The sequence below is a fragment of the Pseudomonas sp. Tun-23181 genome, assembly GCF_057415455.1.
On the sequence record NZ_CM171630.1, the window covers coordinates 1,652,650 to 1,679,251 of the forward strand.

Annotated in this window: 34 protein-coding genes; 6 read left to right on the top strand and 28 right to left on the bottom strand. The window is 59.9% G+C overall.

Annotated features, from left to right (window positions below; genetic code table 11):
- Window positions 1-13: 13 nt before the first annotated feature.
- The 3 genes from ACDI39_RS08080 to ACDI39_RS08090 all read right to left on the bottom strand — a co-directional run bounded on the left by ACDI39_RS08080 (window position 14) and on the right by ACDI39_RS08090 (window position 1,898).
- The gene (locus tag ACDI39_RS08080) at window positions 14-829 is read right to left on the bottom strand and encodes a matrixin family metalloprotease (protein WP_225786885.1); all 816 of its coding nucleotides are present in this window, start codon (window positions 827-829) and stop codon (window positions 14-16) included.
- Window positions 830-936: 107 nt separating this feature from the next.
- Window positions 937-1,569 carry a hypothetical protein gene (locus ACDI39_RS08085; protein WP_225786886.1) on the bottom strand — a complete coding sequence of 211 codons (633 nt, stop codon included), beginning with the start codon at window positions 1,567-1,569 and terminating at the stop codon, window positions 937-939.
- Window positions 1,570-1,580: 11 nt separating this feature from the next.
- On the bottom strand, window positions 1,581-1,898 hold the full coding sequence (locus tag ACDI39_RS08090) for a hypothetical protein (RefSeq protein WP_225786887.1): 318 nt from the start codon (window positions 1,896-1,898) through the stop codon (window positions 1,581-1,583).
- An 858-nt stretch (window positions 1,899-2,756) separates the two neighbouring features.
- On the opposite strand from ACDI39_RS08090, the gene ACDI39_RS08095 reads away from it, so the two are divergent.
- The 4 genes from ACDI39_RS08095 to ACDI39_RS08110 all read left to right on the top strand — a co-directional run bounded on the left by ACDI39_RS08095 (window position 2,757) and on the right by ACDI39_RS08110 (window position 7,515).
- Window positions 2,757-4,151: an AAA family ATPase gene (locus ACDI39_RS08095; protein ID WP_486538260.1), complete on the top strand. Its 1,395-nt coding sequence runs from the start codon at window positions 2,757-2,759 to the stop codon at window positions 4,149-4,151.
- Window positions 4,148-5,056: a hypothetical protein gene (locus tag ACDI39_RS08100; protein ID WP_486538262.1), complete on the top strand. Its 909-nt coding sequence runs from the start codon at window positions 4,148-4,150 to the stop codon at window positions 5,054-5,056. The genes ACDI39_RS08095 and ACDI39_RS08100 overlap by 4 nt, the downstream gene beginning before the upstream one ends.
- A 470-nt stretch (window positions 5,057-5,526) precedes the next feature.
- Window positions 5,527-6,267, top strand: coding sequence for a hypothetical protein (locus ACDI39_RS08105; protein WP_486538264.1), 741 nt, complete (start codon window positions 5,527-5,529; stop codon window positions 6,265-6,267).
- A 394-nt stretch (window positions 6,268-6,661) separates the two neighbouring features.
- A protein-coding gene (locus tag ACDI39_RS08110) for an IS5 family transposase (protein WP_277888226.1) occupies window positions 6,662-7,515 on the top strand; the annotation gives its coding sequence in 2 pieces (ribosomal slippage) (window positions 6,662-7,003 and window positions 7,006-7,515; 852 coding nt in all).
- On the opposite strand, the gene ACDI39_RS08115 is transcribed toward ACDI39_RS08110, so the two are convergent.
- A complete protein-coding gene (locus ACDI39_RS08115; RefSeq protein ID WP_486538266.1) occupies window positions 7,486-7,695 on the bottom strand; it encodes a hypothetical protein in 210 nt (69 codons plus the stop codon). The two genes, ACDI39_RS08110 and ACDI39_RS08115, sit on opposite strands and share 30 nt — an antisense overlap.
- 230 nt (window positions 7,696-7,925) lie before the next feature.
- Here ACDI39_RS08115 and ACDI39_RS08120 point away from each other — a divergent pair, with 230 nt between their 5' ends.
- A complete protein-coding gene (locus ACDI39_RS08120) occupies window positions 7,926-8,267 on the top strand; it encodes a hypothetical protein (RefSeq protein ID WP_486538268.1) in 342 nt (113 codons plus the stop codon).
- Window positions 8,268-8,299: 32 nt separating this feature from the next.
- Window positions 8,300-8,659 carry a helix-turn-helix domain-containing protein gene (locus ACDI39_RS08125; RefSeq protein WP_486538270.1) on the top strand — a complete coding sequence of 120 codons (360 nt, stop codon included), beginning with the start codon at window positions 8,300-8,302 and terminating at the stop codon, window positions 8,657-8,659.
- A 109-nt stretch (window positions 8,660-8,768) separates the two neighbouring features.
- Here ACDI39_RS08125 and ACDI39_RS08130 read toward each other — a convergent pair whose 3' ends face one another.
- The 24 genes from ACDI39_RS08130 to ACDI39_RS08245 form a co-directional block, all read right to left on the bottom strand.
- Entirely contained in the window at window positions 8,769-9,080 is a 312-nt protein-coding gene (locus ACDI39_RS08130; protein ID WP_486538272.1) for an STAS-like domain-containing protein, read from the bottom strand.
- An 89-nt stretch (window positions 9,081-9,169) separates the two neighbouring features.
- Window positions 9,170-10,144 (bottom strand): ATP-binding protein, encoded by a 975-nt coding sequence (locus tag ACDI39_RS08135; protein ID WP_486538274.1) that lies wholly within the window; start codon window positions 10,142-10,144, stop codon window positions 9,170-9,172.
- A 176-nt stretch (window positions 10,145-10,320) separates the two neighbouring features.
- A complete protein-coding gene (locus tag ACDI39_RS08140; protein ID WP_486538276.1) occupies window positions 10,321-11,115 on the bottom strand; it encodes a DNA adenine methylase in 795 nt (264 codons plus the stop codon).
- Between the two features lie 153 nt (window positions 11,116-11,268).
- Entirely contained in the window at window positions 11,269-11,826 is a 558-nt protein-coding gene (locus ACDI39_RS08145; RefSeq protein WP_486538278.1) for a lysis system spanin subunit, read from the bottom strand.
- Window positions 11,823-12,374, bottom strand: a complete 552-nt coding sequence (locus tag ACDI39_RS08150) for a glycoside hydrolase family 19 protein (RefSeq protein ID WP_486538280.1) — start codon at window positions 12,372-12,374, stop codon at window positions 11,823-11,825. The genes ACDI39_RS08145 and ACDI39_RS08150 overlap by 4 nt, the downstream gene beginning before the upstream one ends.
- Before the next feature lie 22 nt (window positions 12,375-12,396).
- Window positions 12,397-13,449: a phage late control D family protein gene (locus ACDI39_RS08155; protein WP_486538282.1), complete on the bottom strand. Its 1,053-nt coding sequence runs from the start codon at window positions 13,447-13,449 to the stop codon at window positions 12,397-12,399.
- A 54-nt stretch (window positions 13,450-13,503) separates the two neighbouring features.
- Window positions 13,504-13,710, bottom strand: coding sequence for a tail protein X (locus tag ACDI39_RS08160; protein WP_368815588.1), 207 nt, complete (start codon window positions 13,708-13,710; stop codon window positions 13,504-13,506).
- A complete protein-coding gene (locus ACDI39_RS08165; RefSeq protein ID WP_486538285.1) occupies window positions 13,685-14,530 on the bottom strand; it encodes a phage tail protein in 846 nt (281 codons plus the stop codon). Before ACDI39_RS08165 ends, ACDI39_RS08160 begins: the two co-directional genes overlap by 26 nt.
- Window positions 14,531-14,539: 9 nt before the next feature.
- A complete protein-coding gene (locus ACDI39_RS08170) occupies window positions 14,540-17,530 on the bottom strand; it encodes a phage tail tape measure protein (protein ID WP_486538287.1) in 2,991 nt (996 codons plus the stop codon).
- 131 nt (window positions 17,531-17,661) lie between these two features.
- Complete coding sequence (locus tag ACDI39_RS08175) at window positions 17,662-17,958, bottom strand: phage tail assembly protein (protein ID WP_486538289.1); 297 nt, start codon at window positions 17,956-17,958, stop codon at window positions 17,662-17,664.
- 29 nt (window positions 17,959-17,987) lie between these two features.
- Window positions 17,988-18,497, bottom strand: coding sequence for a phage major tail tube protein (locus ACDI39_RS08180; RefSeq protein ID WP_486538291.1), 510 nt, complete (start codon window positions 18,495-18,497; stop codon window positions 17,988-17,990).
- Between the two features lie 11 nt (window positions 18,498-18,508).
- Window positions 18,509-19,675: a phage tail sheath subtilisin-like domain-containing protein gene (locus tag ACDI39_RS08185; RefSeq protein WP_486538293.1), complete on the bottom strand. Its 1,167-nt coding sequence runs from the start codon at window positions 19,673-19,675 to the stop codon at window positions 18,509-18,511.
- A gap of 90 nt (window positions 19,676-19,765) precedes the next feature.
- Window positions 19,766-20,077, bottom strand: coding sequence for a hypothetical protein (locus tag ACDI39_RS08190; protein WP_486538295.1), 312 nt, complete (start codon window positions 20,075-20,077; stop codon window positions 19,766-19,768).
- Window positions 20,078-20,142: 65 nt separating this feature from the next.
- Window positions 20,143-20,607 (bottom strand): hypothetical protein, encoded by a 465-nt coding sequence (locus tag ACDI39_RS08195; RefSeq protein ID WP_486538297.1) that lies wholly within the window; start codon window positions 20,605-20,607, stop codon window positions 20,143-20,145.
- A gap of 17 nt (window positions 20,608-20,624) precedes the next feature.
- Entirely contained in the window at window positions 20,625-21,386 is a 762-nt protein-coding gene (locus ACDI39_RS08200; protein ID WP_486538299.1) for a hypothetical protein, read from the bottom strand.
- Window positions 21,387-21,388: 2 nt separating this feature from the next.
- Window positions 21,389-22,255 carry a phage tail-collar fiber domain-containing protein gene (locus ACDI39_RS08205; RefSeq protein ID WP_486538301.1) on the bottom strand — a complete coding sequence of 289 codons (867 nt, stop codon included), beginning with the start codon at window positions 22,253-22,255 and terminating at the stop codon, window positions 21,389-21,391.
- Window positions 22,252-22,974, bottom strand: coding sequence for a phage tail protein I (locus ACDI39_RS08210; protein ID WP_486538303.1), 723 nt, complete (start codon window positions 22,972-22,974; stop codon window positions 22,252-22,254). The genes ACDI39_RS08205 and ACDI39_RS08210 overlap by 4 nt, the downstream gene beginning before the upstream one ends.
- On the bottom strand, window positions 22,971-23,951 hold the full coding sequence (locus tag ACDI39_RS08215) for a baseplate assembly protein (protein WP_486538305.1): 981 nt from the start codon (window positions 23,949-23,951) through the stop codon (window positions 22,971-22,973). Before ACDI39_RS08215 ends, ACDI39_RS08210 begins: the two co-directional genes overlap by 4 nt.
- On the bottom strand, window positions 23,948-24,274 hold the full coding sequence (locus ACDI39_RS08220) for a GPW/gp25 family protein (protein ID WP_486538307.1): 327 nt from the start codon (window positions 24,272-24,274) through the stop codon (window positions 23,948-23,950). Before ACDI39_RS08220 ends, ACDI39_RS08215 begins: the two co-directional genes overlap by 4 nt.
- 2 nt (window positions 24,275-24,276) lie before the next feature.
- Window positions 24,277-24,510 carry a hypothetical protein gene (locus ACDI39_RS08225; protein WP_486538309.1) on the bottom strand — a complete coding sequence of 78 codons (234 nt, stop codon included), beginning with the start codon at window positions 24,508-24,510 and terminating at the stop codon, window positions 24,277-24,279.
- Window positions 24,511-24,545: 35 nt separating this feature from the next.
- The gene (locus ACDI39_RS08230) at window positions 24,546-25,106 is read right to left on the bottom strand and encodes a phage baseplate assembly protein V (RefSeq protein ID WP_486538311.1); all 561 of its coding nucleotides are present in this window, start codon (window positions 25,104-25,106) and stop codon (window positions 24,546-24,548) included.
- Window positions 25,087-25,635, bottom strand: coding sequence for a hypothetical protein (locus ACDI39_RS08235; protein WP_486538313.1), 549 nt, complete (start codon window positions 25,633-25,635; stop codon window positions 25,087-25,089). Before ACDI39_RS08235 ends, ACDI39_RS08230 begins: the two co-directional genes overlap by 20 nt.
- Entirely contained in the window at window positions 25,628-26,290 is a 663-nt protein-coding gene (locus ACDI39_RS08240) for a hypothetical protein (protein WP_486538315.1), read from the bottom strand. Before ACDI39_RS08240 ends, ACDI39_RS08235 begins: the two co-directional genes overlap by 8 nt.
- On the bottom strand, window positions 26,287-26,601 hold the full coding sequence (locus tag ACDI39_RS08245; protein ID WP_253081154.1) for a head-tail joining protein: 315 nt from the start codon (window positions 26,599-26,601) through the stop codon (window positions 26,287-26,289). The genes ACDI39_RS08240 and ACDI39_RS08245 overlap by 4 nt, the downstream gene beginning before the upstream one ends.
- Window position 26,602 lies beyond the last annotated feature (1 nt).

Genomic DNA, 26,602 nt, shown 5'->3' on the forward strand with positions numbered 1-26,602 from the left:
GCGGCCGCCGTACTCACTTCAACGGCAGGGCCTGGAACTGTTCCCGCAGGGTATGGAACGGCGCCACCAGGCGGATGGGGGTGCCGTTGATGTGGGTGAGCGCCCCGCTATGGGCGGCCGAGTACAGGGCTTTCAGGTCGTTCCTGTCGTCCTCGGTCAGTTGGCTGTCAGGGCCGTAGTTCATGATCGAGACCGGTTTCTGCGAGCCGAATGGAATGCTGGGGAAATCCGCCTCCTGCTGGGGCGCGAACCAGTGCCGGAGGCCGAACACATGGCCCAGCTCGTGGGCGATGGTCTCGACCTGCTCGGCCTCGTCCTGCTTGAACAGCGTCGGGTAGATCACCAGGTCGTGCCGCCCGGGGTCGGGAAAGAAGGCACTCGCCAACACGCAGGCTCCTGCCCCGTCGCAGCGTTCGACCTGCTGGACGACGATCTGGAAATCCCAGGCGTCGTCATCCCTGGCGAAGGCGATCGGCACGGCGTCGCCCCAAGCCCGTAGGGCCTGGCAGAAAAGCTGTTCGATCCTGGCCTTGGCGGCGTCGGGCGCAGCGAAGCGCGCCAGCGATTGCTCCTGGAAGCGCCACCTGAGGATGGTGTCTTCGCGCCAGAGCGGAATGAAGCCCTGGGTGGCGTCCAGCTGCAGTTCGGCAACGTTGCGCACATGGCCGCGGGATTCGGTGGCACAGATGATGTTCTGCTTATGTCCATACACGTGCACTTTCGGATCCAGGCCTTCCTCTGGCCCGCCGCTCGGCTTGAGGCGGAACGGGTCGACGGACGCCTGTGCCGGGTGGTTGTCGGTTTTCTTCCTGGGGGTTCGAGCCGCCATTGCGTTCTCCTTGCATGGGGGATGATTGCACGAAAAGCTAGCTGACCCTGGGCCGCCTGCAAGCCCAGGGCTGTCAGTCGCCCCAGGCCCGCGCACGCCTCGATCGCCTACACGGCCAGCCGCGCCAAGCGTTGCAGGGCGAGGATCACCCCCGGATCGCGCGCCTCGAGGACATCCGCCTGGATCCGCGCGATCACCGACTTGAGCAGCTCGGTCTGGGTCATCCGGGTTTGCTGCTGCAACGCCAGGAAATCCTCGGCCACGTGGGGGTTGACCTTCATCGACAGGCGCCGGGTCGCCCCCGAAGGCGGCAGGCCGCGCTGACGCCGTTGCTCGTCCAGCGAGCGGGCGAACGCCTCGTGGGCCGGCAGCAGTTGCTCGCCCTGGCTGGCCTGCACCAGCAACTGGAAGTAATGGCCGAGGAACAGCTTGCGCAGGTTGGCCCCGGCTTCGCAGCTGACCGCGTGCATGGCCGCGTCGAGGGCATCGAGGTAGACCGCCGGCAACCGCGCCTCGATGGACTTGAGTTGTTGCTTGCGCGCCTCGCGGATGGCCGGCGTGGACTGCGGCGGAATGGCGACTACCGTATCGCAGTGCGTGCACACGCCGACCAGGATGTCCCGCGCCTGGCCCTGGCCATCGCTGAATGGCACGTCGCGACGCACGTAGCGGGTCTGCACCACGGCCTGGCAATGCTCGCAGAGCGCCTTGCCGCTATCGCCTTCGAAAAGGATCTTCATGATCTGGGGTCTCACCGATGTACGCTGATGAACCAGGCTCCTGGCTCGATGAAATAGAACTTGATGTACCAGCCGTGCCGCCTGAGCACATGGACATCGATTTGCGCGACGGCGTGATGGGGGCTGCAGGCGTGGTGCATGCCGCTGCACGCGCGAACGATGCCGATCACCTCCTGCGCCGAAACCGCCCCTGTCGCCAGCAGGTTCTTCACCTCGATGTCGCCACGCGACACATGCAGGTAGTCACCCCTCTCAAGGGCCGCGATCAGGTCGCGCCTGGCCTTCCTGAAGCCATTCTCCATAGTCTTCCCTGTCGATACGAAAATCATCGTACAAATTCATGAGGACGTCCACCCATGTGGTGAACCTGAGCGACCGACGGTTGCCCAACCCTTCGGGAGGTAAACCGCGAACACTCTTGGTAGACTATGGCCCTGTTGTCTGCGCAGCGGCGCCCAGCAATGTAACCGCCGCTTTCGCAATCTTTCCCGATGTGTCCACCCCGACATGCGTGCGCCGCAGACATTCCCGACCGCTTTCGTTACCCGCCGTGAACCATGCCAGCAGAAACCGTGATCCCAACCACCACCACGCGCCCTGAGCCATCCCGCCGCTTTTCCGTGGCACCGATGATGGATTGGGCAGATATTTTCTAAATGCCTCTGATCAAGCAGTCTCCAGGTGCCCCATCCAACCTTAGTACCACTTTTGTACCACTTGCTTTGAGACCTCTTCCTGAAAACAGTCGAGGCAACCCGCCTGCGGCATGGGGATTTGAACACGTCTTTCATCCATGTGAGGCAGCGCTAGGCCCGGTTTTGTTGCATCATCTCAGTCTAGTGGTGGACTGAAACGACCTATTGCGATCCCAAATTCGCCCTAAATCTGCCCTAAATTGCCGTAGCCAGTGGAGCGTCTTAGGAGCATCCTTCAACGTCCGGTACTTTGTCACTGCTAGGTACAGCGAATCTCCAAAACTCTCAGCCACTCAATCTCATCAGCCGGCCTAGCTTCGCTTCTGCTTGGTGACGTCTTCGTCGGGCCTCAATGGCCTCCGCAATCAGCCGTTCACCTGCCTCCAGCGACCAAGGCGCGTTTTCCTCATTCAATCCGCTCCCCGCGGCGATGGCATTTCGCCTTCTGAGCGGTTACAGTCGAGTTTTCGACAATACTGCCAGGGAAGATCAATGCACCAAGCCATCAAGCAGCTATCTGTCAGCATGCTGCACAATTATATCGATATACATTTAAGCTTCACCGAAGGTTTAAATGTTATATACGGCAAAAACGGGAAAGGCAAAACCACAGTACTTCACATTATAGCCAATATTCTAGAACTTGACTTCCAGAGATTTAGACACATAAAGTTCAGCTCAATTAGAGCCGTCAGTTTCAATGATAGCGTTCTGCGGCTGATCAGACAGTATGACGGTAGAATCCACGCTTACTTCAATGAAAGCCCGCTTGGATTTGTTGAAGATTCATTTCATCCCGTCCTTTCACCAGAGGAGCAAGATGAGGTCAGAAGCGCGTTTGGTGGCCGACCGGTGTATCTTCCCGCGTACCGTTCTATCTTGGAAAAAGTTAAGGCCATTGGAAATCCGTACGAAAGGGACCGCTCAGTAGAATACGACAGGATTAAACGCAAAGAGATAAATGAGTTTTCAAAAGACAAGGGAGGCCCCATTCGCCACCGTCAAGAGCAACGAGCAGGCATGGTGGCCTTTAAAACTTTGCAGTGTCGTGACTGGTTCGGGCCATTTGTACCCACCATAAGATATCCCGGTTTGAATGAAGTAATTGAGATCATTGGCGAAGAGTTCAACGAAGCACAAATGGGCGCGACTCAAGCTCAAAGCCAAATGCTTAACTCGATCTTTGTGGGCGTACTAAATTCCATCACCGCCAAGGATGAGACACCTAGCGATGTTGAAGTCGAACCCTTACTTGCGAGGGTACGAAACGCTTTCGATGATAGTCAAAACCAATTTCGCTCTAGCATTGTAACAAACAAACTTGTAGATACCGTGCGACAAGCTAAATTCGCCGGCGCGCAAGATAATAACGCAACGAAGCGTGTACTAAAGCTTTATGCAGATATGCTTGAACGACTCAAGGATGACAACGATCGAATCTTCAAAAAAATAAGAAGCTTTGAGTCCGCGGTCAATGAATTCTTTGATGATAAAAGCTTAGAAATTTCCTCGAATTTCGCAGCCAAGCATCACAGATGGGGTGAATACGCATTCGTCAAAGAAAACGACAACGAGTATCCCCTAACTACCCTTTCCTCCGGCGAAAGGCAAATTTTGACAATGCTGTTCACCGCCAGTCGAATGAGCACCGATTCTACTGGTATTTTCTTGATTGATGAGCCAGAGCTTTCACTACATATTGATTGGCAACGCATAATTTTAAGTCAGCTCATACAACAAGCAACTGACCGGCAGATCATTGCTTGCACACACTCACCAGAAGTGGGCGCCGATCATCCTGATTCCATTCTGTTTTTCTCTCCGGTAATCAACACTCAGAACTCTTCTACAGAGGATGATGAGTCTTTCTTGGATGACCGTGAATGAGTAGCTACTCAAGCGTTGCTTCCTATCTCCTAGCAGTCCAACTGCGTACCAAAAAGACATTGCTTGTTGAGGGATCAACTGATAAAAAAGTTCTGTCCCACTTCATTCTCAAAAAAAACTTCCTGCAGAACGCGTCATCGGACTATTGCATCGACGATGCCTCTTTAGTGGATGACAAATCACTTGGTCCGATTGGGGCAAAGCAGAAAATTTTGAATATAGCCGAAAAATTAAATGTCGAAAAATTTAGATGCCTTGTAGACCGAGAATGGGATGGCTTAGATCCAGACAGTTTGAAATACACCCAAATAGGGTATTTAGACAACACCTACACCACAAAAGGCCACTCCATTGAAAACTACTGGTTTACTTCCGAGTCTTTTATTCAGTTCATAATTCATACGCATCCAACAACAGTTTCCGCACAATATCTTCAAGATGTTTCCAGAAATTACACGGCAATTCTTCAGTTCTCCGCTGCGTATTCGCTGGCGTGCCGCGATTTCGCAATTTTAAATAGAGCCGACGAAATGATCAGCTATGAAAACCTTGACTGTAAAAATGGCCAATTTGAAGCGAAACCGTGCATCAACACAAAAATTAATGAAAGAGGGCTACCATGTGATCTGTCGGGCAAAGTAAGCGAGCATCTTGCGTTCACTAGCCAGTTAGATGAGGCTACATTACAATGGATGTGTCATGGCCATCTTGGAGAGCAAGCCATTCGAGCGTGCTTGGGACAATTAGCACTTCAGGCGGGCTATGAGCATTCGACAATACAATCGATTACTCATGGATTTAAAATAGAGAAATTAAAGCTAGATGCGGACCATGTGACTACTCTGCCCGAGGAAATATGCAGCCCATTCCCGGCAATGCTTAATTGGATCAGAGGTGCTTGTTAAAAACACACACCAATTGTGCTGGGGTATTAACCAGAAAAAGCGCCCAAGCCCCATATACAAAGGGCTTGGGCGCTTTTCTGTATCTGCTCGCCAGGCGCCCAAAGGGCATAGAGGGGCATAGAATGGCGCTCGGTTTGCCCCATTTTTGCCCCACGCCTAACGCAGCGATTCAAGCCGTATTGGCGCGTAGATCTGCACTTCCTCTTCTGCGATCATCCGCGCACGCCCCACTCCCCAAGCCAGCGCTCTTGTCATGGACTCACCAGGCCGCGAGTCGAACGCCTCCTCATAGAGAGCTAAACCCGCCCAACCTCATCAGTAGACCGCTATAGGCCAGCAAAACCGGCTATTCTGCCTTCGGCAAATGGCCAGGTTATGCCTATAGCGCCCTAGAATTTGCCCTAAATCTGCCCTACAAATTCCTCACCCTCTCGCCTATTCTAGTGTCATGCCCCACCCTTAGAAGAGCCATGACTACCATGCCCATGGAAGCTGATCGCCTCTACCACGAACTCGGTTACCTCATTGCCGAGATGCCTGATATGAATACAACTCAGTGGCAGACCCCCAACGGCCAGCAATGGTTGGGGCGGGCGGCAGCTCTCATTGAGCAAGGTGGCAATCTTGCGGATATAGCCACTTTCAACATCGCAACTCAAAACTTGAACTCCATGCAGAGTTACCCTGGCCATGTCCAGTCAATGAAAGCTATTCTTTATCGCACCTTGGCCCGTGCGGAACTGCAGGCATCACCGTCCGTCCGCGGTGCCTTCATCCCGGTGGGCGAGGCTTTTTCCGCATTCACCGCCCTCGCAAAAATTCTGACCGAAGCTCAAAGTACAGTGTTTTTCATCGACCCTTTCGCGGATGCTAATTTACTGACAGATTTTGCTGTCTTAGTTCCAGAAGGCATCCCAACGCAAATATTGGCAGATGCAAGCGGGCGCAAACCCGCGCTCGCACCGGCGGTAAGAACCTGGGCACAGCAATACGGATCAGCACGCCCCTTGGAAGCCAGGCTTGCGCCAAATAGATCACTACATGACCGATTGATCATCATTGATGGCCGAGACTCGTGGAGCCTTGGGCAATCATTCAATGCACTGGCCGCCCGCGCCCCTACCAGCCTTCTTCGTGCGGACCAAGAAACAGCCCAGCTCAAAATCCAAGCTCACGCACGGATCTGGGAGGGAGCTGATCCGATTGAGTAACATCAACAAAATACTCGCCAAGCAGCACGCTGAATCAGCATTACTACATGCTCACATGTCCTCCGGCCATACCCCGATGATGCAGCAGTAGCATTAAAATTCGAGTGCAGGCCGCCAGCCATGCGGCCTACACTATTCCCTCGTCTAATACTTTTTCTCAAGTTTCGTCCGTTTTCGCCCAGTAATGGCAAGGGCCATCAGCGCTGTTTTAGACAGCCCCCCGACACTCTGACAACCTTCAATCCCGCCCCCGAAAGCAATGTCTAGCCGCAATCTAGTGGCGAACCAAGTCCTGATGTCCTAGGCTCTGTATGAAAACCTTTGAAACGCCACCAGAGCCGCTGAAAGCCTGATTTTCCGTAGAGTTCTCACCTTTTAGGCGAAGCATTCTGCCATGCCCAAGCGATACGAACTTTCCGACGCAGACTGGGAAATAGTCGCCGATCTTTTTACTGCCCCTCGGCGTACCGGACGCCCAAGAGCTGATGATCGCCTGATGCTCAATGGCGTGCTGTGGGTGCTTTGCTCTGGCGCCGCATGGCGAGACATGCCGGAGCGATTCGGGCCTTGGTCCACGGTCTATCAGCGCTTCCGAGATTGGCGAAACCAGGGCATCTTCAACAAAATGCTCAAGCGCCTACACGTGAAACTCAACGCTCAAGGCCTGATCGACTTGGACACTTGGTGCATTGATTCAACGGCAGTCAAAGCGTCCCGGGCCTCATCTGGAGCAGGCAAAAAAGGGGGGCGGAAGAACCAACGGACCACGCCCTCGGAAGAAGCCGGGGTGGGCTGACAACGAAAATTCACATGGTCTGCGACACCCGAGGTGTGCCATTGCATTTCATCCTCTCCGGTGGACAAGCCAGCGATATTTCCCATGCTGAACCCTTGCTGGACGGTGTTCACATTCCCACCGAACGAGGTAGGCCCCGTAAGCGATGCCGCAAGCTGATAGCGGACAAAGGCTATGACGCAGAATCGCTGCGGCAGTACTGCGACCGGTATCGCATGCAGCCCGTGATTCCCTACCGAATCATGAAGCGCAAACCGAAACCTGGATTGCCGCGTCTGTTCGACAAACCCAAGTACCGGGAACGCAACGTTATCGAGCGACTGTTCGGCTGGCTGAAGGAGCATCGTCGCTTGGCGACCCGTTACTGCAAGCTCGCGAAAAGCTATGCCGCCATGGTCACATTGGCCTGCTGGCGGCGATGCCTACGACAGTACTTTTCGTACAGTGCCTAGCGCGTACAACTGATAGTCCGTCACGGCCTGATATAGCGACTCTGCCAGCAGCCGTAGGCGCTCGACCTCGTCCGAGGCCGCGCCAGAGTCCTCGGCTTCGTGATACCGACGCAACGCATCGATCGCCTGCTGCATTAGCGGCTCGCCGGCGAGAATCATTCCTTCCAAGGTGCGCTTCATGGGTGACTGCTCCGTCCAGACGGTCTGGGCAGTATAGGCAGCGGCATGCGCTCACAGCGGCCTAAGCTGCTTCTCATGCCCGATCAGCTACTGACGCAGCCAACCCCAACACCAATCCTCCCCATAGCGTCCTACGGCCCCCTGGAAAAGCAGCACATCGTCACCTGGGGCTAGTCGATTCCACCGTTCTGAATTACTGTATATAAAACCAGTATACCTACAGGTGCCCCGTGAACATCGCCGACATCGACACAACCGGCTTCGAGCTTGGCATGCCGACACACGTCGAACTGCTCAAGCACCAATGCCACACGCTCAGCAACGAGAACGACCAGCTACGACGAGACTTGGCCAGGACCAGGCGCAACATCCAGAAACTGGTCGACATCAACCAGAACCTGCAGGCCCAGATCACAGTCGAGCACCGCCGGGCAAACGAGGCGCACGTCGAGTACATCCACCTGATGAACATGGCTCGGTGCAAATACGGCATAGACCTCACTCGCGATGGCTACGACCTTGACCCCATTGAGCAGGTCAAGCGGCGTGAGGGGTCATCGGACCAGTGCTGATTCAGGACACCGCGATATAGGAGTGCACCACAATGTCTGCAGACATCATTGACTTCCCACGTAGACCGCGTAGCGATATCACCTGGGATGACATCACAAGGTTACTAGACAGCCTCCCGCTCGGTTTCCGAAGCGCCCACTGCGAACCAGCACGTTCATTGCTTGGCTGGAGCGTAGAAGCCCTGGCGTTCCGGTCAGGCGTATCTCCCGCCGCAATCAGAAAGATCGAGGCTGGGGCCGAGCTGCGCCGCGTAACGATGCAAGCCCTAGCTTATGCCCTAGAAGCCGAGGGCTTGATGTTCTTCCCAGGCCACCCGCCATCTCGAGGAGCGAACTGCCGGGGGGCAACCCCCGACCCGAAAGGGAGAGATGACTACCATCTACTCGAGTGATCGCCCACGCGATCTAGCAGGATAGTCGTTAGAACTGACCTGCTAGGGCAGGAGCCGTCCAAAGAAAAAGCCCCCTAATTTAGGGGGCCTTTTCATGCATAGGTGCGACTCAAGCGATCGCACGCTCTGCTTCCACTTGATGAACTCGATCATTGACAACAAATTTGATGATCAGCTTGACGTCATCGGAGCAATTCTTGAAGGTCAGGCTCGACAAAACCTTTCGACCATGCTTGAGGATCAAGCCGCCAATCAGTTCATCCACGAAAGACTGAGTAGCATCCTTACCGGAAAAATCGATCGCCACTTTGGATCCATTTCCGATACACCCTTCGATTTCCTGTCGAAATGGTGTGGCAGAGGCTCTCATCCCCAGCGTTCCGATGGACTCTCGTCCCGTCGCCAGATTGATCGTTTGCATGACGCTTCCCTCGGCAATGTCAGCGTATCTTGTATCGTACGCATCAGAAAAAAATTTCGCTATGTGCAACCGTTACCCAGATTACAGGGCTAGTCGAACGTGATCTCATCACCGACATCGTCCTCGACTGCAGGCAGCAATGCTGGGATGTCGACTTGCGGCAACTGGTCACGGTTGCAGTGGAAAGAGATCGCCACCCCCTTCCACGGGCACTCACTGAGGCTACTGCTCTGATCGTGCTCAAGATCTGTACGGAGCCATGCTTCGCCGCTGGCTACTACTAAAAATCCACCTGCTGCTTCAGCTATTTTAGCTGTAGTCGTCAAGCCCACCCCTTGATTTTGACTATCGGTCTCATAGCCGACAAGAGGCCCTCGGTTACAGCTCACCCGCTCCTTCAAAGCAGCCTGGATCGCAGCGCTGTCGGTCTGCTCAGCCAGCTCAGGGTGGTGTTTCAGCGTAGCAAGAAACCCACACCCATTGTCCACAATCGCTAGCCGTACTACGCCATTTGATTGGAAGTGCTGGCATGCTACCCACACCGATGACCCAAAATTTCCTTCCTTCTTCGCATGTGACAGCGCATTCTCAAGCAGTTCCTTGAGGGAATACTCGATGGGCCTCCTACAAGCCTCCATCATCTGGTCAGGATTATCAGCTATCTGACCAATCATGGCTTGCACCAGTCGAGAGGCGATAGTCTCTGACTGCCCGTCTACTACCCTTTGGAGCTCTACACAGCTATCAGGCTCACCCTCTGGATTCCTCCCGCTTTCAACGTCAACACCTTCGACGCTGAGGCCTTGGAAGAAGTCCATCCGCACGAAATATTTGATCATTTCACGCTTCATGAAGCGCACGTGGAATGTTCGCTCCTCCGGCTGGCACTCCAACGTCGCCCTCAAAACTGCGAGGCCTAGGGGATCGATGAAACACAGGTCCGAAGCATCCAAAGTAGCGTTGCCGGTGCAAGCATTGAGACTAGCGCAGAATCGAAAAAGCGTCTCCGGATCCGACTCGCTCAGCGACTTGGGGAAATGGATAGCATCATCCGACAAACTCATATTCATTCCCCACACACCAGCGAATCCTTGCGAAATTTTTGGGCGATCGACTATATCTATTAGCCATCATAGTTTCAAGGATTCGACTGCTCCAGCCACCCCTTGGCGACAGGCGGACGAGTAGCCAGCAGGACAGCTACTCAGACCATGAGTAGCCGCCCCCGAACCAAAGCAGTTCAGAACAACCCACCGAGCGATTCGGGCTGCCAGTTCATGATCACCAGCTCACCGGTCACCTCCGCCTTGCCCTGGCGCTGGTTCGTGTTGCTATAGCGGATATCCAGGTACTCGAAGTGGAAGCCGCCGAACGCTCGCCGGATATCCGGGTGGTCGTTGATGCTGACCATCACCCGGCCCTTGCAATGCCGCATGAAGTCGGCCATGCGCTCGTACTCCTCGAACGGGAAGTCGAGCCCATAGCCGGCGGTCTGCCAGTAGGGCGGGTCCATGTAGAAGAACGTGTGCGCCCGGTCATACCGCTCGGCGCAGTCGAGCCAGGAGAGGTTCTCCACGTACGTGCCGGCCAGGCGCTGCCACGCCGCAGAAAGGTTCTCCTCGATGCGCAACAGGTTTATGGCCGGCCCGGTGGTCGCGGTACCGAAGGTCTGCCCGGTCACCTTGCCACCGAAGGCGTGCTGCTGCAGATAGAAGAACCGGGCCGCTCGCTGGATGTCAGTCAGCGTCTCCGGACGGGTCATCTTCTGCCACTCGAAGATCTGGCGGGAGCTGAGCGCCCACTTGAACTGGCGCACGAATTCCTCGAGGTGGTTCTGCACCACCCGGTAAAGCGTCACCAGGTCACCGTTGAGGTCGTTGAGCACCTCTACCGGTGCAGGTTGAGGTCGCATGAAGTACAACGCGGCGCCGCCGGCGAAGACTTCGACATAGCATTCATGAGGGGGAAAGAGAGGGATCAAGCGGTCGGCCAGGCGGCGTTTGCCACCCATCCAGGGGATGATTGGAGAGGTCATAAGGTTGCAAGTCTTTACTGTATGGATAAACAGGTGTTAGGCTCGCCGCGCTTTGTGCACAAGGCAGAGGCCACGGCTGGACTTGCAGGAAGGGTCTGCGGGTTCGGCGGGCCGGGCTGGATGTTGGCGCATCCACCCGGCTCGCCTCTTTAATTACTTGGTGACTTCGCGCACGTAGGCCTGGCAGGCCTGCAGTGCAATCAGCCCCCGGTCGCCTTCGTCGGTGATGGCGACAATTCGTTGAGCATGCGCTCGGTCAAGTTCGGCGCGTACGGCTCCATGAACCAGGCTTCCGGCGCCGGCGGTTTCTCGCAGCCCACCGTCACAACCCTGGGCGGCAAGGGATCCGGCGTCGAGAAGGACTGACAGCCGCAGGTCAGCAGTAGCAAGCCTGTCACGCAGGCGAGCTTGAGTTTGTTGAGCATCGTTCATCTCCTTCCAGTGTGCCTGGTTCTGTTCCTGCAGGCGGGCTTCCAGGGCGCGACGGGCGCCCTGCTGTTCTGCCAGTTGATCCAGCGCCGCCGCAGCGGCCTCCTCACGCTCACGGCTGTGATCGCGGTCCTTTGCCGCCAACTGGCTGCCATAGTCCGCCGCCTGGTCGGCGAGCTGCTTGCCGTAGGCGTTGGCCTGCCACAACCAGGCGCCACGCCCACCCAGGGCCAAGCCCAGCAGCAGCGCCAGGCAGGCCAGACGCCAATCCAGCGCCTTCACTGCAGCACCTCGAGCGCACGCTTGTAGAGGGCTTCGCGATCCTTAAGGCCGTTGGTACCGCCGTTGATACGCTTCGTGATAGCCAGGAAGTCGCCTTTGTCCGCCAGGCTGTTCAGGCCCTCCCGGTGCCAGTACCAGCCGGCCGACATCGCGGCGTACACCGGGTGCTCGAGCAGCTCCGGCGTGCTGAGCAGGCGGCTGTCACCGAACAGCGCTTCGCTGCAGGCTTCGTAGTTGGCCCGCCCGGTGACCTGGATCAGGCCGCGACCGCGATACTTCTGACCATCACCGTCGGCCTCGGGCGTGTTGCCCAGGCGCTGGGCCAGGCGGCCGGTGTCGTACTTCGACAGGTACTTGTCGTTGCCCAGCTCGCGCACGTAGCGAAGCTGGCCCGACTCATGGCCGACCTGGGCGATGAACGCTGCCATCCGCAGGCGGGTAACAATGCCGTACTTGCCCATCGCGGCGTTGAGGCCAGGAACAAAAACGCCGGCTTGGCGGCCGGCGTTGGGGAGGATCTGCTGCAGCTGTTTTTCAGTAATTGCCATGGGTATCTCCTGTGGTGGCCGCTCAGGCCGAATTCAGTTGCACCACTTTCAGTGGCTTGGTTTCTTTCTTCTTTTTGCCTTTGGCCTTGGCCTTGCCTTTCTTGCCGCCGTTGCACTCGACTGCGGTCGTCCAACCAGCCGGGGTGAACACCTGCTCGACTCCATCGACCAGGTACTGGCCATCCAGCCCAATCTTGAAGCCCTGGGCATCGATTACCCGTTCAGCAAACAGGTCGGTCCTACCCGCCATCTCCAGACGCACTCCGGCGGTGCTGCGGTTGAACGCAGCCAGACGAGCCTTGGCAGCGGCCTCGGCAGCGCTCTTGTTGGGGTAGATGTGGCGGTCTGTGTGGACCGCCGGCAGGCCGTCGGGAGCATCTTCGTTACCCAGCTCGATCACCTTCAGCTCGCCGGTCTTCTTGTCCTGGTGCTGGGTCTTCACGGACTTCTGCGTCGAGCGATCACCCAGGCGGAACTCGTAGCGAGCCACATCGGTTTTGTGGATGATCACCGCGCCAAAGGCCTTGCCCTTGGTGCTCACCTGAGCCTGGCGCGGCATGACAAGCAGCTTGCCGTCGGCGACCTTGGCGGTGCAGTCGTATTGCTTAGCCAGGCGGGTGATGAAGTTGAAATCCGACTCATTGCGCTGGTCGGCGCGCTCGACCTTGGTCTGGACTGGGCAGACCGGCTCCCAGCCATTGCGCTTGGCGATGTCGCTGACAATCTGGGAGAGCGGGACGTTTTCCCAACTGCCGCTGCGAATGGTCTTGCCGCTGCCACGCATGTCGCTGGCCTTGCCGCGAATGATCAGCGTGTCAGGCGGGCCAGACAGTTGAACCTGATCCACCAGGTACGAACCCATACGCGTCAGCACCTGGCCCTGGTATCCCATCAGAATCTCAACTTTGCTGCCGCGCCCCGGCAGCGCAACCGCTTGGTCGCGATCATCGATTCGCAGCTCGAATTCATCCGACTCCATCCCGGGCTTATCCGACAGCCGCAGCAACACCAGACGGTCGTTGATCAGCGCAGTGACGTCCTTGCCGTCGGCAATGATGCGATAGGTGGGTTGCATGGTTCCTCCAATAAAAAGCCCCGCACTGGGCGGGGCTCGTAACGTGAAGCGGAATCAGCCGAATATCTGCAGCAGTTCCACGGCCGGTGCGGACAGGTCTGGCAGATGGATGACCAGGCCGGCGCGGTAGGGTTGCGCCTCCCTGGCAAGATCCGGATTTGCCTCGAGCACCGCCTCAACCGTGCCGTTCAGGTGCCCGTAGTACTGCTGACAGATCACATCGAGCAGATCCCCGTCAGACGTTCTGCAGGTCGTTGCCATAGCTCACGAACTCCAACGAGAAGGCTTGTTTTCGAGGAATGCCGCCGGCGAGCAGGTTGCTCTGTTCTTCCTCGACACTGAGCAAGCACCAGTCCCCCAGCACCTCGCCATACCCCGTCACCAGGTTCAGCGGCTGCAGGTTCCGACCGATACTGCGAAGCGTATTGAGCTGGCCAATACCGCCCTTGTAACCCGGGAAGATCACCCCCTTGAGGGTAATCTTCTCCTCGCCCAGGCTGACCGCCTGCTGGGCTACAGTGCGTCGCAAGCGCTCCTGCCCCGCCCAGCGGAACGACGCTTGTCGACGAAGTTCGTCGAATGCCGCCGTGTCCAGGTTGAAGTAGTACGGCTGTGCGTCCGGCCGGTGGGGTTGAATGATCAACAGGTGTGGAAACGGCTTCACCGCCTCGGGCTGCGGCGTGACTTCGGCGGCGAGGCTGGCGGTCGGCACGACCGGGGCCAGCGTCGGGCTGATGGTGCCCGCCACCCGCCCCACTTCCGAGCGGACCTTGGCGGCCTGCTCCTTCAATGCCCCCAGGCGTTCCTGCACCTGGCTGGCCGCGGATACGGCCTGACCGTACTTGGCCGCCACCTCACCGACGCGGGACTGTGCAACCCCAATACCACGCACTACCCTGCCCAGCTTCTCGCCGATCACCGGCCCCACGAACGGTACGTTTTCCAAGTCCGCCGCAGCGCCGGTGATGTCACTCACCGCTCCCGTCAACGGCCCCAACATGCCATCCAGGCTCTGCCTGCCCGCTTCCCCGGCCGCGACCAGCCATTTCAGCGCAGACTGCAATTGCTCCATGTATGCCATGGTACCTCCTTAAACGTGTGGGGCATCGAACAACTGGACCGCGCTCTGCCGACTCGCGACATCGCGCAAGATCGCGTCCACCTGACGCCTGATGTGAGGCTCCAAGTCGCTGGCAAACCGAGCCGGATCCTTCATGTCGCCCTGCACCACCACCGGAATGCTCAGCGAGAGCTGAAACGACTGCTCTACTTTCGGCGGCGGCGCCTTCGCGGCCGGGGCCGGCTTGGCCACCTCCAACACCGGCGGCGCTGGTGGCACCGCCTTCACCAAGTCGCGGACCAGGTCTCCGGGAGCCAGCGGTGCCGGTTCTGGCTTGGCGCGCACGGTGTCACCGACAACCGGCGGGACTACCCTCGGCACCACGGGCAGCGCCGTGCGTGTCTCTCCCATCGAAGCGCCTGGTGGATCGGATCTGACCGGCTTGGCGGCTTCAGCAGGCGACTCTGGCTTGGGGCGCACAACATCACCGACCACCGGTGAAACCACCGTCGGTACTACAGCCTTCGTGGTGCGTGAAGCATCCCCCAACGTATTGGACGGATCCGACATGGGCGGCTTGCTGGAAGCCTCGGCACCCGGCAGGACATTGGTGCGCATCGCATCACCGATGGCCGGCGAAGCAGGTGCTTCCCGATCCCTGGCCGGGCCGTCTGGCTCAGCCTCACCGAACAGCTTCTTGCCCAGCCAGCCCCCGAGCGACTCACCTCCCATGCCGCCCAGGACTGCGCCAAGCGCACCGCCGACTGCCGTCCCCAACACCGGGACGACCGAGCCGATCGCCGCGCCTGCAGCTGCTCCCGCAAGCGTCCCCGCAAGACTGCCCGCTGCACCACCGTAGCCCTCGGCTTTTTCGTCCTGAGTCTCGGCATTCAGCGCAACATCAAGCGCTTCCGCACCAGCGTCCACGACGTTGCCGCCCGGCAGGCGCTTGGCCAACCGGGTGACACCCCTGATCGAGCGAGCCACCCGACCAAGATCTTCCGCCCCCGCTGCAGCAGGCACAGCGGCGAAGAGCCCTGCACGACTGAGGGCCGGTACTGCTGGCTTGGTCGACGGCGTGCTCAACGGCGCAGGCGTGCCCCTGGCCCGGGGGCGGACGGTACTGCCCACGGCACGTGCCTGGTGGCGTCGGCGCCGACGCGCCCGTCGGCTACCACCCGCCGCTGCAGGAGCGCGCCTGGTGAGGCCACCACTCGTCCTACTGATCGCATCCGCATTGACCACGAAGACGTTCTGCACCTTGGCACTGCGCCCAGCGCTGGGCTCCTTGGTGGCTTCTTCTGGTGACGCCTTCGCGCCCAACACCTGCCCAAGGACACCAATGCCGCTATCGACTACCGGGTTACCGGTTTGAGGCAACTCGATATCGGCGCCCTGCCCGTCCCTGGCACGCCGCTCCAGGCGCTTGCCTCGGGCAAGATTGAACACCCCCCGCCCGATCTTCGCTGCGCTGGAGACGGTGAGGAAAGCCCCCACCGCCGCCGTGATGCCCGCGATGCCCAGGACCACCGGCTGGAAGTTGTCGGACAGAGACGTCATGCCACGTGCCACCCAGGTCAGCCCCTGGGCAACAGCATCCGTGGCCGGACGGATGGCATCCCCGATGCTACGCATCGTGTCATCCACCGCCTGTCCCAGCTCGGCCCAGCGCTGTGCCGACGTCTCTCGGCGTTCTGCCAGGTTCTTCTCCAGGATGCCGCTGGCCTTCTGCGAATCGCTCTTCAGCTCGTTGTACAAGCCTCGGTTCTGCGCATAGGCAGTCAGCGCCGCCTTGACCTGCATGTCGGCGAACAGGTCGCCGGTACGCAGGGTCTTCTCCAGGGCATCCAACGCGGCCCGGGCTTTCTCCGGATCGGCTTCCTTGTCGATCTTCGCCTGGGCATCCTTGATCTGTTTCGCCTTCGCCGGATCGGTGGCTTCAACATACTGCAGCGCCAAGGCCATGCTGGCCTCGAGCATGTTCATGCCCTTCTGGATCCCGGTGTTGAGGGATGCCTGGTAGTCAATGCCGGCGTCCTTGTACGCCTTGACCACATCCCCCGCACCGATCTTCTCGATCCAGTTCTTCAGGTTGTTCGCCGCGCCATCCGAACTGCCGGCGGTCTTCATCTGCACCTGCAGCATCGCACCCAGCGACGTGACGGCATCCATGCCGGTACTGCCGCTCTTCTCCATCGCCGCGAGCAACTGCGGAAACCATCGCGCCATGTCCGAGGCCTCGAACGAGCCGGCCTGGCCCTGGTAAGCGATCGCCTCCAACGCCTGCTGCATGATTTTCGGGTCGGTGATCTTGGCGTTCTGTTGCAGCGCCATGATCATGCTGGCCGTGTCCACACCCGAGGAGCCCTGGCCAACAGCGAACTTGGCCGCCGTCGGCGCATAGGCCAAGGCCTTGTCCAGCTCCATGCCGGCACCAACCAACTGGTTGACCAGGTCCGCCACGTCGTTGCGCGACATGCCAGTGTCCTTAGCGGTGTCGATCACCGTCCGAGTGAGCTGCGCTTCTTCAGGCTTGTTCGCGACATCGGCCTTGATCGCGATATCCCGAATGATCGCCTGGTAGTTGGCACTGATCGTCGTTGGTACCGCCGCCGCACCCACGCCGATTGCGACCTTGCCCAGGCTGGACTTCAGTCCATCCCGACCTTGCTGGATCTGCTGGTGGCCTTTGAACTGCAGATCCGCAGCCTTGGCCTCACGCCCGAGGCGCTGGTACTCGCGCCCCAGCCGGCCCATCTCCACCCCCTGCTTTCGCAAGGCCTCGAGGTTGCTGTCCAGCTTGCGCAACAGCTTGTCGGCTCCTGCCGCACCGGCATCGTGCGCCCGCTTCCACTCATCACGCAGCTTGATGGTTTCGCCAATGGTGCTTTTCAGCACCTTGGCCTTGTTGCCCTTCTCCTCCAGCTTCTTGATGTGCCCATCGACAGTCTTGAATGCGGCGCCGATTGACGGTGCGACGGCGCCACCGATTTCCAGCGCTAACGCCAGTTTTCTTGCCATACGCTACCCCCAAGCAGGCTCAATCCGTGAGCCACCAGACCATGTCCGCCCAGGGCATGGTCGAGATTTCAGCGGCTGAGAAACCCAGCTCGCGGGCCAGCCGTTTGGCCAGCCACTTCTGCACCTGTGGGCTAAAGTTCGTCGTCTTGCACCAGGCGAAAATAGCCGGCCTGCAGGCGCGTGTAATCCTTCATGGTCAGACCCTCGAGGTCCTTCACTCCGACCTCGGCAAGCGTGGCGAACAGGTTCAGTTCACGCTGATCATCGTCGCCATCGCTACCGCTCTGGGCGGCGCGCACGTCACGCACGGTCGGGGCACGCAGGGTCAACATGTCGACCTGTACGCCATTGGCCTCGCTGGCCTTGCTCAGTCGGACGGTCACGCGATCAGCCTGCAAGGTCATCCAGGAGGGGGCTTTCTTGCTCATGTGTCAGTTCCTTGTGTTCGGAGGGAGAGTTACAGGCCAAGGGCCTGGCGTTGAGCAGTGAGCTGGTCGACACCGTCGATGACCCGCTTCATGCCAATCGGATCGATCTCGTAGACCAGGCGACCGTCGACCTCCAGCTTGTAGTAAGTGACCGATACGGCATGCTTGATCTCGGCCTTGTCGCCGGGTTTCCAGTCGCCCATGTCGATCTCTTTCAAGGTGCCCCGCAGGGTGACAATCACCGGGGTGATCTTGCCCTTGAGGCCCTTGAAGGCACCACGAAAGGTGCCGTTGAACGCGGTGCCATCAGCCAGGCCGAAGAAGCTCAGCGACTCCCTGCGCACACCGGTGGTGGTAAAGCTGGCCTCCTGCTTCTCCATGCCCATGTCCATCTCCACGGGCATGTCCATGCCACCGGTGCGGTGCTCTTCCATCTTGAGGGTCAGCTTGGGCAGCGTCAGGCTGGGCACGTCGCCCTGGAAGCTGATGCCATCAACGAACAGGTTCAGGTTGGCCAGGGTTTCGGGGATCATTGCCATCGGGGAGCTCCTTAAGCAGCGGAATCAAGCACTTCGGTCAACCACTGATTGGTGACCTCAACGCGGAAATTGGGGTTCTCGGCCGGCGGCACATCGGTGAAACGGATGTTCCAGTACACCTTGCCCTGCTCCAGCTGGCTGGCAGTGTTCAGCTCCGGGTCGGCATAGACCTCGAAGTTGATGATCGCGCCCTGGTTCTTCAGGTCACGCATGAATGCCTGCAGCCCCTCGGTGACGTCCCTGACGTAGGTCGCGGTGATCGAGCGGTCGACCGCCCACTTATGGCCGTACAGGATCGCGTCCATGACGATGTCCATCGTGCGAACGCGCGTGACGAAGGCCCACTTCGGGTCGCTCGACAGAGTGCGGTTACCCCACAGGCGATAGCCATCGTCGCGGATGATGGTGGCCACGTTCGCGTTGTTCAGCAGGTTGGCCCGGCAAGTCTCATCACCATCCAGGAACTCCACCGGACGGGTGGTGCCGGTGATACCGACAAACTCTTTGTTCGATGGCGAAGCCCAGAAGCCATACTCACTGTCGGTCCAGGCGAACAGGCCGGCTACCCAGGCCGAGCTGGGGGCGTCTACGGTAGAGCTCGCCACGGTATCCCAGTACTGCACACCGGGGTCAGCCATAAACAAGCGCCGCGTGCCGAAGTTGCCGGCGTAGGCAACGGCCTCTTCATCGGAGGTGCCCGGCCCGTCGATGATGCCGAGAGCGCGCAGCTTGCCGGCCAGCGCGTCCATGGCAGTCGCCACCGCCTGAGTCGCGCTGTGCTTGGGCGCGATCAGCAGTCGCGGTTGAGCATTGAAACGACTCTTGCCATCGAGCAGCGCCTGCAGGCCGGTGCGCTTGCCGTTGGCCTGGACGCCACCGATGATCGCAGAGGTCTGTGCAGCTGCGTCGGCCACCTTCGCCACGCCACACGCCACGATGACCGCCTTGGTCCGGGTGTAGATCGCCCGACAGGCCTTGGTGATTGCGGCATCAGCGCCGAATGCGGCCACCGCCTCGCGCTCGCTGGTGATCAGCACCAGGTCGCCCACCTTGGCCGTGGCATTCGCGCCCTCGGTGAACGTGTCGACCAAACCGATGATCGAGGAGGACGGTACCGCAATGCTGCGCGAGCCGATGTCGACGTTCGAAACGGTAACGCCGTGAAAGAATCCAGCCATGTGAAACTCCAGAAAGGACAGGGCCGCGTCGTACGCGGCCCTGGAATGAAGGAAAGGTGCCCCGCCTGGCGGGGCTGCAGAGGCTTGAGGTCAGAACAGCAACTGCACCAATAGCGCCGCGACCAGACACACCACCAGGGGACAGAGGAAGTCGAGGCGACCGTCAGGGGTCCAACGCCAGATGCGCAGGCCGTCGTACCAGCTCAGCTCATCCAGGTAGATTGCCTCGGCCTGGGCCAAAGTGCGCTCGCCCTGGGTGTACTCGCGACCAGCGAAGAAGAAGACGCCGGCAGCGGCGCCGGCCCAGTGACCGGCCGGGACGCCCAGCAGGGCCAAGACGCCCCACACGGCGCCCATGATCAGCAGCGCCGCCAGGACGTGCTCGAAGTGAGTTCGATTCATGCGTGCCCTCCAGGCACAAAAAAAGCCGCATAGCGGCCTTGGGAGTGACATTGCGGGAGAACGAGTCAGGCGGCGTTGCCGACGCCCTGGACGCTTTCCTTGATGGCCTGGATGACCGCGTCTGCGATGGATTCAGCTTCTTCATGGCTGTTCGCCTTGAGCACCTCCTGCTTGCCTTTGAGGCGAAGGGCCCGCAGGGTCAGCAGCGCCTCATACCACGCTTCGGCCTCGGCCAGGATGCTGTCAGCAGCCGCCTGTGGCTCCAGTTCAGCGGCATCAGCCCAGGCTTTCACGTACGGTGGTGCCTCGCCTACATAGCCGGACTGGGCGAAGACACGCGCTTCATCAGCGGCGCGCTGATGCTCCAAGGCGCGCAGCGGATCATTGACCACCGAGGCCCGTGCAATGTCCGCCGCCTGATCGATCTGCACGGCAGCGACCATCCGGGCCGCAGCCAGCGGCAAATTCTCGTAGTCGAACCCGGCATAGAACTGGCCGCCGTAGTTGACGCTCAGGTTACGTGTTTGCATTGAATGACTCTCCAAAGTTACAGGGAAGTGAGATTGGACATGACGTGGGGAAGATCTTTCGTGAGCGCACCCGCCGACACGTTACTGACGTAACGACCCGCGAACCCGCTGGGGAAAGACACGTTGGTCACGGCCAGGATCAGGCTGCTGGCAGTCAGCCCGATGAAGTTGCCGAACCAGTCATCAGCCATCGTGACTGTCACGTTTTCGAGGGAGACGTTGAAGACGGTGGGAACGTTCACGCTCGAGAAACCTCGGATAAACGAGCCTGCTCGGGCGTTGTTGGGCGCCGGGTTTACCCCCGCCGGCGACGGCAAGGCGATGTCGATATCGCGGAACGAAATCAGGTTCGACGCCAGGTACTGGTTGAAGCCCGCCATTGTCGTGGTAAGCACCCCATCATTGCCGACGGTCGAAGCATATTTGGGCTTGAGTTTCGGGCGAACGCCGTTATTCGCCACCCCCGCAACGATTAGCACCGAGTTGAGCGATCCAATACCCGCCGACACTTCATAGTCGCCGATCACGTTGACGGTGCAGATGCCGTTCTTCGGGGTCATCGCGATCCCTTGGTTGATCGACTTCAACGGCTTTTCCTGAGTACCAGGGTTCGTATCCAAGCCGTTCACCTGGTCGACGTACCAGACCCGTGCCGGCTCAGGTACGGCAGCAATTGCATCCCGCACTGCCTTATCGATGCCGTCTTTCTTGCTAGCAAAATATTCGACCAGGTTGCTATTTACGCGCACCAGTTCCGCGAGTTGCGATTCGAGGCTCATCTTTACACTCCATAGGTTGCTTTTGAGATTTGCAATTGCAGAGCAATCACTGCTGCTGCGTTACTGATAGCCACACTTAGTAGGCCGTTTCGGTCATCTTCCTGACGCTTTTCAGTGGCCTGCACGCGTGACGAGAGGTGTGCGATTGCCGAGCCAGAACGGCGCGAGGCTTCCGCAAGGGCATCAAGCTGATCTTGTTGCCGCATACCTCGAAGCCGATCACCAGCCACCGCCGATGCGAGGCTGAGAGCAACACTCGTCTGCCCCGCCCGGTCAGCGTCCTGACGCTGTTCGGCCACTTGCATGCGCGATAGCAGGCGAGCGATCTGGTCTCCGGCAATGCGCTGCTTCTCCGCCTGCAGGTCCAGTTGGTCCTGCTGCCGCAGACCACGCAGCTGTTCGGCAATCAGCGCCTGCGCTTGGGCAGCCAGCGGCTCTGCCAAACTCAGACTCAGCCCGGCCTCATTGCTGATGATCGTCACGCTGTTCGCTGGCAACGCGGCCAGCGACAAGTCGTACGCCAGCAGCAATGAGGCGTTGACTGCCTTGTAGGTCAGCGCCTCCGTTGGGTGGGACCACACGGCCAGCAGGGTGCCGTCAGTCAGCTTGAAGCCGATTTCACGCACCCAGAACGCTTTGGGCCCGTCAGCCAAGGCCACGATATGCAACAGCGTGTCGCTCAAGCGCTCACCCCCGATGATGGGGTACTCAGCGACCTGGCTGACCAGACTCTTTTGGTTCGCACTCGGCGCGTAACCGGACGTACCCAGCACAACACTGCCGAGTCGGGCGGAGATCCCGGTTTTATCGGCAGTGAAGATCGCCGCCAGGCCAGCTTTGGTGATAACGGGTTGTAACGGTGTACTCATAGAACAGCCTCCATCGTGCCGCGCACGACAGCAAGGACGCGGGTCACACAGGCAACCTGTAGGCCCGATTCAGCGTTGATGGGGTCGCATTGCAGATTGACAGACTGTCGAATCAGGCAACGCATGTTGGCGGCATTGGCCAGCTGCAACACCTGCAGAGACGGGTCGATCGGTACCGCTTGCGCCTCGGCAGTGAGCCGCTGCAGGGCCCGCACACGCGAGGCATTGGCCAGCACCAGACCGCCGTCGAAGCGAGCGCCCAGGCGAAACGAATAGTGGCTGCGCTCGTTCTTGGCTGCATCGATCAGGGCGCGCAAGCGCTCGCCGAGCTGCGGCGAGATGATCGAGCCCTCCCCCTCGCGGTTCTCGTTCGCCCAGGCGGTAATCTGGAATGTGTACGGCGCTGCGTTCGGGATCTGGTGCCACTCCTTGAACTCGGCGTTGACCCGCACCGCCTTGAGCACCCGCCGGATCGCACCGACGGTGCCCTTGGTCTTGTGGACTGGAATGGCCTCTCGGATCAGCTCGCGGCGCTGCTCGTCGGTGTTCGCCGCCTCCCAGCCATCGACCTTCATGGCCCAGCCCAACCAGGGCAGAAAGTTCGGAGGACAGCGCGCCGAATCGGCAACCCCCCGGATGATTTCCGGATCGACGCCCTGATCGCACGCCACCTCCAGGGCGCGCTCCAGCAGCGTGGCGTTGTGCGGCAGCAGGCTCATAAGGCCACCTGCGGCGTCAGCGTGATGCCCGTGCAGTTGGGGTAGTGCCGCTTGTCACACACCACTCCAGCCACCGGCTGGGTCAGATCCACCCCACTGACGCCCGTCACATGCAGCGCCGCATAGATCGCTGACAACGGCAGTTGCCCCTCCAGACGCCGCGCCTCGGCAATCGCAGCATCCAGGCTTGCTCGGGCATTGGCCGTCACCACCGCCGGATCCGGTCCCGCCTCGATCCGCAAGGTGGCCGCTACCCGAAAGTCGATGGCCTGGCCGAGCTGAGCTCGAGGTCGATCAGTGATCGGCCGTACAGTCTCGGCTGACAGCGCAGTCTGCACCGCCGCAACGAGCGAGGCGCCCGGTACGGAACTACCAGCCCGGGGCAGGACGGCCAGCGAGACATCACCGGGCAACGGGTTGGCCAGCCCAGCGTCATAGTCGCAGACCACGACAATCGCCCCGGCCGGCAACTGCGCCTTGAGCGCGTCACTGATGGCCACGCCGACAAAGGTCGGCGAGTCCACCGAAACGTCGACCACCTCGGCGGATGCGCTCAGGGCGTGATACTCATAAGCCCCGCGACTGCCGGCGACAGACAGCGCCTCAAGCGAAAGCCGGGTGCGGTAACGCAGTGCCTCATCATCCTCCATCACCGCCTCGACCGGCGGCACCGCGTTGGGGTCTGCTGCTCGAATGGTCAGGCGCTGTACTCCGTAGTCCGCAGCACGATTATCGAGGTCCGCCCCCTTGGCATAGGCCAGAAGGCCTGCCTTCGCCGCATCGTTGACCCGTGCGCGACCAAGCATCTTCTGGTACGCAGCGACCTCGAGCAGCTTGACCACGGGGTCAGACTCCAGCAGTGCGGTCCACTGGTCGCCCATCTGGGCGCGGAAGTTGCTCAGGATCTCTTGATACAACGTTTCGAACTCCAGCGTCTCCACCACATCAGGGGGTGGCAACAGGGAAAGATCGATCATGCAGTTACCTCCAACGTCGCGGAGTCGCCCAGGTACTGCCCTGTCAGTTGCAGCGTGATCTTGCCGTCAAGCACAGCTATCACCCGGACGCGCTCGAGTTTCAGGCGGGGCTCCCAGCGGCCCAGGGCACGCGCCACCTCGGCCTGCACGGCGCTTTTCCAGCCGTCATTGACCGGCAGGTCGACGTAACGACGGATCTTGCTGCCATACTCCGGCCGCATCCGGCGGCTGCCGATTGGCGTGGTCAGAATGTCCTCGATCGACTGCCGCAGATGGTTCAGGCCGGACACCGGCTGACCGGTCCGGCGATCCAGGCCGATCATGGTTATTCGTCCAGCAGCTGCAGTTCGTCGTTGGAGGCCAGGTAGTCCAGCGCCTCGGTATCGTCGGCTTGGACCGACACGTGGCGCCCCACTACCTTCAGCTCGCGGCCGCTCTGCAGGATCAGGGAGCGCGAGATGTAGAGCTTGTCGACATAGGTCACAGCCCCGATTGCCGGCAACGCCGACGTGTCAGCAGCGGCCGATACCTCGGCGGCAGCAGATTTCTTGGTACTCATAGGATCCCCATGAAAAAGCCCGCTCTAGGCGGGCTTCAGTGTTTGTGGTTGGCCGTGTTGCCGGCGGTATCGATGATGCGACCACCGCCATGGATGTCGCCCGTCACCTGCAGCGGACCGTTGATCAGCACGCTACCGGTGAGGATGATGTTGCTGGCCTGGGCGGTAATGGCGTCATCGGTGACCACTGCCTGGCTGCCGCCGACCCGGATGGTGACGGTGCCGGATGGCACATTGATGGTGTAACTCTTGGCAGCCCAGTCATAGACCAGGGAGCCACCATCATCGAAGCGCCATGCCTCGACGTAATCGCGATTGTCCGGCTGGGCTCCGGCATTGCCGTAGAGGCCAGGTACGAACGTCCCCTGCGCCGGGTCGCCGCTCGGGCTGACCAGCACCCCTTGCTCCCCCAGGCTCGGCGCTCGCCAATGGCGGGCCTTGCCGGCGGCCAGGGCATGCCAGCGTACCCAGGCACTGGTCCAACTGCTGCCATCGGATACCCGCACCTGGGCAGCCGGCAGATCCACCGCTACGACCCGGCAGGGAATCACCACGCCGGCCAGCATGCGGTCATGCTCAGCTGTCGCGTAGCTCATCCATATCCTCCGGTGCCCGGTAATGATGCTCATTGCCCGGCCCGGTATCCGGGTCAAATGCGACGACCAGCGAGCCAGGTGGCTGCCTGGGCCAGGGCCATTCCTCCTCACCGAGGTAGATAACCTGGGTCCACTCGACGACCCACACCGCGTAGCTGTCCAGATCTGGGCGACTCCAGTCGCGCTCTGCCCGCACGAATTCAGCGAACTCGACAGACAGCCCCCACGACTGCATACGCAGCAGGACCGCCAGTTGCGCCGCGACGAAGGCCGCAACGTGCAAGCAGTTGGGCTCTTCCTGCCCGACGATGACACGCGCCTCGAAGCGAGCCTCGACGGCAACTTCACCGGTACCAGGATCTTTGTCGGCATCCTCGAACCCAGCCAGCTCGAGTACCACTGCCGGTGGATCGATAACTTCCCTCCCCTCCGGCATGGTCCCGACATAGGCCAACCCGGGGATCGCTTCCTTGATGTGCTCCTCAATAGCGGTGTACACCGCACCGAGGGGAATCGGGCTGTCATCCATTGCCTGTCCTCCGTAGGAATTTCTGCAGTTCGAAGTTCAGCTCCTGCTCCATCACCACCAGCAGCCGTTCATGTGCTCGATTGGTCCAGGCCTCGAAGTGCGACCGGACGTCCTCGAGGGAGATCTTCGCCTTCGCCAGCGGGAAGCGGCTGTCGTTCTCCGAGATCCAACCGGAGCGACGACCACCACCGCCAGAAACCTCGCTGTCGGGGTAGTCGCTCGCATCGAAGTGCTTGCTGGCCGTGCGGATCCAGATATCCGGGCTACCGCCATAGACGCGCTTGAAGAACGCGCCCTGGTAGCGGCGCCCGGCCACAGACACGCCAGAACGGGTCTGTCGTGGTCGACCGGCACGGCTGGCTTCGATGGGGTTGATACCAAACCACAGCCGCCCCTGGCCGTTGCTGGACACTGGGAAAGCCTTGAGGCGCTGCCTCACAGCCGCGATGGCGATCCGTTCCTGGCGGCCCACATCGCGAGAAATATGGGTGCGGAGCCAGCGGAGAACCTTGGTGATGGCCCGCCGCTGAGCCGCGTTCACCGCCTTGGGTACCAACTTGGCGAAGTCATCGAAGCCCTTCACATCCCGGGGGTTGGCCTGCAGAGTGATCAGCCCAGAGCTGGCCGATTGCTTGTGGTAGCTGCCGACACTCATAGCGTTTTCCTCAACACAAGCGTCACCAGACCATCGCCACCAGGCTCGATGCCGGTGATCGTGTAGTTACCACCACCATCTTCAGGTGGCATGTCGATGACGACCTTCTGCTTGACCTCGATGCCAACGTTGTCATCGACACGAATGACCAGGTGCGGCTCGCGCAGTGCGGTTCTAATCTGGCCGACCTTGGGCTGCAGCCAAGGCGCTGAGAACATGCCCAGCACCTCGCGCCCCTCAACCAGGGCAGTGTCCCCCAGGACATCGAATACCGTGTCATCGATGTCGACGATCAGCTCCCGGAAGCTCATG

Coding starts and splice junctions, on each gene's coding strand:
- ACDI39_RS08080 (WP_225786885.1), bottom strand. CDS start 829: ATGGCGGCTCGAACCCCCAGGAAGAAAACCGACAACCACCCGGCACAG.
- ACDI39_RS08085 (WP_225786886.1), bottom strand. CDS start 1,569: ATGAAGATCCTTTTCGAAGGCGATAGCGGCAAGGCGCTCTGCGAGCAT.
- ACDI39_RS08090 (WP_225786887.1), bottom strand. CDS start 1,898: ATGATTTTCGTATCGACAGGGAAGACTATGGAGAATGGCTTCAGGAAG.
- ACDI39_RS08095 (WP_486538260.1), top strand. CDS start 2,757: ATGCACCAAGCCATCAAGCAGCTATCTGTCAGCATGCTGCACAATTAT.
- ACDI39_RS08100 (WP_486538262.1), top strand. CDS start 4,148: ATGAGTAGCTACTCAAGCGTTGCTTCCTATCTCCTAGCAGTCCAACTG.
- ACDI39_RS08105 (WP_486538264.1), top strand. CDS start 5,527: ATGACTACCATGCCCATGGAAGCTGATCGCCTCTACCACGAACTCGGT.
- ACDI39_RS08115 (WP_486538266.1), bottom strand. CDS start 7,695: ATGAAGCGCACCTTGGAAGGAATGATTCTCGCCGGCGAGCCGCTAATG.
- ACDI39_RS08125 (WP_486538270.1), top strand. CDS start 8,300: ATGTCTGCAGACATCATTGACTTCCCACGTAGACCGCGTAGCGATATC.
- ACDI39_RS08130 (WP_486538272.1), bottom strand. CDS start 9,080: ATGCAAACGATCAATCTGGCGACGGGACGAGAGTCCATCGGAACGCTG.
- ACDI39_RS08135 (WP_486538274.1), bottom strand. CDS start 10,144: ATGAGTTTGTCGGATGATGCTATCCATTTCCCCAAGTCGCTGAGCGAG.
- ACDI39_RS08140 (WP_486538276.1), bottom strand. CDS start 11,115: ATGACCTCTCCAATCATCCCCTGGATGGGTGGCAAACGCCGCCTGGCC.
- ACDI39_RS08150 (WP_486538280.1), bottom strand. CDS start 12,374: ATGGCAATTACTGAAAAACAGCTGCAGCAGATCCTCCCCAACGCCGGC.
- ACDI39_RS08155 (WP_486538282.1), bottom strand. CDS start 13,449: ATGCAACCCACCTATCGCATCATTGCCGACGGCAAGGACGTCACTGCG.
- ACDI39_RS08160 (WP_368815588.1), bottom strand. CDS start 13,710: ATGGCAACGACCTGCAGAACGTCTGACGGGGATCTGCTCGATGTGATC.
- ACDI39_RS08165 (WP_486538285.1), bottom strand. CDS start 14,530: ATGGCATACATGGAGCAATTGCAGTCTGCGCTGAAATGGCTGGTCGCG.
- ACDI39_RS08170 (WP_486538287.1), bottom strand. CDS start 17,530: ATGGCAAGAAAACTGGCGTTAGCGCTGGAAATCGGTGGCGCCGTCGCA.
- ACDI39_RS08175 (WP_486538289.1), bottom strand. CDS start 17,958: ATGAGCAAGAAAGCCCCCTCCTGGATGACCTTGCAGGCTGATCGCGTG.
- ACDI39_RS08180 (WP_486538291.1), bottom strand. CDS start 18,497: ATGGCAATGATCCCCGAAACCCTGGCCAACCTGAACCTGTTCGTTGAT.
- ACDI39_RS08185 (WP_486538293.1), bottom strand. CDS start 19,675: ATGGCTGGATTCTTTCACGGCGTTACCGTTTCGAACGTCGACATCGGC.
- ACDI39_RS08190 (WP_486538295.1), bottom strand. CDS start 20,077: ATGAATCGAACTCACTTCGAGCACGTCCTGGCGGCGCTGCTGATCATG.
- ACDI39_RS08195 (WP_486538297.1), bottom strand. CDS start 20,607: ATGCAAACACGTAACCTGAGCGTCAACTACGGCGGCCAGTTCTATGCC.
- ACDI39_RS08200 (WP_486538299.1), bottom strand. CDS start 21,386: ATGAGCCTCGAATCGCAACTCGCGGAACTGGTGCGCGTAAATAGCAAC.
- ACDI39_RS08205 (WP_486538301.1), bottom strand. CDS start 22,255: ATGAGTACACCGTTACAACCCGTTATCACCAAAGCTGGCCTGGCGGCG.
- ACDI39_RS08210 (WP_486538303.1), bottom strand. CDS start 22,974: ATGAGCCTGCTGCCGCACAACGCCACGCTGCTGGAGCGCGCCCTGGAG.
- ACDI39_RS08215 (WP_486538305.1), bottom strand. CDS start 23,951: ATGATCGATCTTTCCCTGTTGCCACCCCCTGATGTGGTGGAGACGCTG.
- ACDI39_RS08220 (WP_486538307.1), bottom strand. CDS start 24,274: ATGATCGGCCTGGATCGCCGGACCGGTCAGCCGGTGTCCGGCCTGAAC.
- ACDI39_RS08225 (WP_486538309.1), bottom strand. CDS start 24,510: ATGAGTACCAAGAAATCTGCTGCCGCCGAGGTATCGGCCGCTGCTGAC.
- ACDI39_RS08230 (WP_486538311.1), bottom strand. CDS start 25,106: ATGAGCTACGCGACAGCTGAGCATGACCGCATGCTGGCCGGCGTGGTG.
- ACDI39_RS08235 (WP_486538313.1), bottom strand. CDS start 25,635: ATGGATGACAGCCCGATTCCCCTCGGTGCGGTGTACACCGCTATTGAG.
- ACDI39_RS08240 (WP_486538315.1), bottom strand. CDS start 26,290: ATGAGTGTCGGCAGCTACCACAAGCAATCGGCCAGCTCTGGGCTGATC.
- ACDI39_RS08245 (WP_253081154.1), bottom strand. CDS start 26,601: ATGAGCTTCCGGGAGCTGATCGTCGACATCGATGACACGGTATTCGAT.